The sequence below is a fragment of the Nocardia brasiliensis IFM 10847 genome (assembly GCF_000710915.1).
Classification (GTDB): Bacteria; Actinomycetota; Actinomycetes; order Mycobacteriales; family Mycobacteriaceae; genus Nocardia; species Nocardia brasiliensis_A.
Genome location: NZ_BAUA01000055.1, coordinates 1 through 3124 on the forward strand (window position 1 = coordinate 1; position 3124 = coordinate 3124).

3 protein-coding genes are annotated in these 3124 nt (G+C 68.7%); 2 read left to right on the forward strand and 1 reads right to left on the reverse strand.

The genetic code is table 11. The annotated features are described in order from the left end of the window. Window positions 1-2167: thioesterase domain-containing protein (locus tag NBRGI_RS11810; RefSeq protein ID WP_029895464.1), on the forward strand; the 2167-nt coding region annotated here is incomplete at its 5' end. On the opposite strand, the gene NBRGI_RS11815 is transcribed toward NBRGI_RS11810, so the two are convergent. Then, window positions 2168-2728: a TIGR03086 family metal-binding protein gene (locus NBRGI_RS11815; RefSeq protein ID WP_029895466.1), complete on the reverse strand. Its 561-nt coding sequence runs from the start codon at window positions 2726-2728 to the stop codon at window positions 2168-2170. A gap of 122 nt (window positions 2729-2850) precedes the next feature. On the opposite strand from NBRGI_RS11815, the gene NBRGI_RS11820 reads away from it, so the two are divergent. After that, window positions 2851-3124, forward strand: a 274-nt coding sequence (locus tag NBRGI_RS11820; RefSeq protein WP_029895468.1) for a DUF1206 domain-containing protein, incomplete at its 3' end; no start/stop codon positions are given.

A 3124-nucleotide genomic window follows, 5' to 3' on the forward strand; every position in this document is an offset into this window, starting at 1 on the left:
GGGTCCGCGTCGGGTGCTGGAGATCGGTGTGGGGTCGGGTCTGTTGATGTCGCAGTTGGCTCCGGAGTGCGCCGAGTACTGGGCCACGGACCTGTCGGCGGAGACGATCGGGAAGCTGCGCGATCAGTTGGCGCGCGTCGATGCCGGGTGGGCGGCCAATGTCTTCTTGAGCGCCCGTCCGGCCGACGATCCGGGCGGGCTGCCCGAATGCCATTTCGACACCGTGGTGTTGAACTCTGTGGTCCAGTACTTCCCGAGCCAGGCCTACCTCAGCAAGGTCCTCGAACAGGTGCTGCGAGTGCTCGCCCCGGGCGGCGCGGTATTCGTCGGCGACGTGCGGAACTTCGCGTTGCTGACGGAATTCACGACCGCCGTGCAGCTCGTTCGCCACGGTGGGGCCGACGCCGCGGCGGTGCGCGATCGGGTGCGCCGCGATATCGCCGCCGAACAGGAGTTGCTGCTCGCGCCGGAGTACTTCACGACGCTCGGGCGCGAATGCGGTTTCGACGCCGTCGATATCGAGCTCAAGCGCGGGCATTCGGTGAACGAATTGAACCGCTACCGCTACGACGTGGTGCTGTGGAAGGCGCCGGCGCAACCACTCTCGGTGGCGAAGCTGCCGAAAGCCGGGTACCGCGACCACGACTGGCTGTGCGCGCTCCTGCGCGACGGTCATTCGGACGGACTGCGGATCACCGAGATCCCGCACGCCGGGTTGATCGGCGAGGTCACCGCGGCGGAGCTGATCCGCACCGGGCAACCCGTGCCGCAGGAGCCGGAATCGGTGTCGACGACAGTGGGTTTCGAAGGAACGCTCGACCTGGCCGCTCGACCGGACTCCGGCCTGCTGCCGGAGGAACTGCACGTGCTGGGCGCTGCACTGGGCTACACCACGGCCGTGACCTGGTCCGCCACACCGGGACACATGGACGCGGTGTTCCTCGACGCCGAGACCCGGGGCGGGCGGCCGCTGGCCGACGTGTACGAGCCCACCGCGAGCCCGGCGGCCTGTGCGAACAACCCGCAGGCGGGCCTGCTGGCCGCGGCGGTGCGCCGCTGGGCGGCGGACCGGTTGCCGGAATTCATGGTGCCCGCCACCGTGCTGGTGCTCGACGCGTTCCCGTCGACCGTGAACGGCAAGCTCGACCGCGCCGCCCTGCCCGATCCGGAACTGTTGTCCGCCAATGAGTACCGGGCTCCGCGCACCGAGCGCGAGCAGACCGTGGCGGAGCTGTTCGCCGAAATCCTCGGTGTCGGGCGGGTGGGCATCGATGACGACTTCTTCGCGCTGGGCGGCCACTCGCTGCTGGCGACCCGGCTCACCAGCAGGATTCGCGCGACGCTGGGGGTGGAGGTGCCGGTGCGGGTGGTCTTCGACGCGCCGACCGTGGCCCAGCTGGTGCCCCGGCTCGACGAAGACGATACGGCCGGTACGGATTTCGATCCGGTGCTGCTGTTGAAGAGTTCCGGCGGGCAGCAGCCGCTGTGGTGCCTGCACCCCGGTGGCGGTCTCGGCTGGTTCTATCAGCAGCTCGGGGGACACCTGCCCGACCGGCCGGTGTACGCCATCCAGTCCCGGGGGCTCGACGGCGGGCCGGTCGCCGAATCCTTCGACGCGATGGTGGCCGACTACCTCGACCGGATCCTCGCCCTACAGGAACAGGGCCCCTACTATCTGCTCGGCTGGTCCTACGGCGGTATCGTCGCGCACGCGCTGGCCTGCGAACTCACCAGGCGTGGAAGCGAAGTCGGGTTCCTCGGCATCATGGACAGCAAGCCGCCGGTGGCCTCGGACGACGATCCCGATATCTCGGAAGAGCAAGCCATGGCGGGCATCCGTGATTGGGCGGCCGACCGTTTCGGCGAGCAACTCGAATCCCCGGTGATCCAGCGGCTGGTGGCACAGGCGACCAAGGTGCTGATCAACAACAGCACTTTGCTGGACGGCTTCACCTCGCCGTTCTTCGACGGGGACCTGACCGTCTTCGGTGCCGCGATCGACGAGGAGGGCAATCGCACGGCGGATGCGGCGACGGAGTTCGAGCAAGCCTGGCGGCCGCATGTCAGCGGCCGGATCGACGTGCTCGAGGTGGACTGCGCGCACGGCGACTTCGACCGGCCCGAGAACATGCACCGCGTCGGCCGAATGCTGAACGAGCTGTTGTGATCAGTGCGCCCGACCGAGAAAGGCGAGGACACGAGTCTGCTCGTCGGCGTCGGCGGGAGCGTCGAGAGCGGGCCCGCACACTCCGGGCATGCGCAGCGAGTCGCCGAGCGAGCGCGCCACGCCCTCGACCCACTCGAGATCCGCGGCGGGGATGGTGGCGTCGGTGCCCGTGGCGCGGGCGATATCCCAGCCGTGCACAACCAGGTCGAAACAGTAGAAGCGCTCGATCGTCGCGGCGAGGTTCGTGCGGCCGAAGTGGCCGTCGTATTCCCGGGCTGCCCGCGCGGGATCATCGAGAATGTCCTGCATGGCGGCACGGGTCGCGGCCCACGCCGCGGCCGGATCGTCCTCGATCGACGGCGCGGGCGGCAGCTCGAGCCCGACCATCCGCACGATATCGCGTTCGCTGTCGATGACATGCCGGACGACATCGCGCGCGGTCCACTCGGCGCACGGGGAGTCGGCATCCCAGCCGGTAGCGGGGACGGCTTCGACTTTGCGGGTGAAAGTCTGTGCGAGCACGCGATAACGATCGGCGGGAGAAAGCGTCGGTTCAGCCATGCGGCAAATTCTGCGCCACCGCCGGGTGCCCGTCTTGGATATTCGCGACACCTTGTTTCGAGCGGGCCGGACCGGGTATTTGCCCCGACGTTCGGTTCGATCGAAACGAGATGAGTGCCAGCATGACTCAGACCAAGGCGACCAGCACAGCGGAACGGATCGCCCAGCACCGCGTCTTCGAGCGCTTCGCCCGGGCGGGGTTCGTCATGACGGGCATCGTGCACCTGATCGTCGGCTACATCGCCATCCGGATCGCGCTCGGCCGATCGGGCGGCGCCGCCGACCAATCCGGGGCGATGAAGGAAATGGCGGCGGAGCCGGGCGGCCCGCTCGTGCTGTGGGTCGGCGCGGCGGCCTTCCTGATCCTGGCGCTGTGGCGGCTGGTCGAAGCGGTAC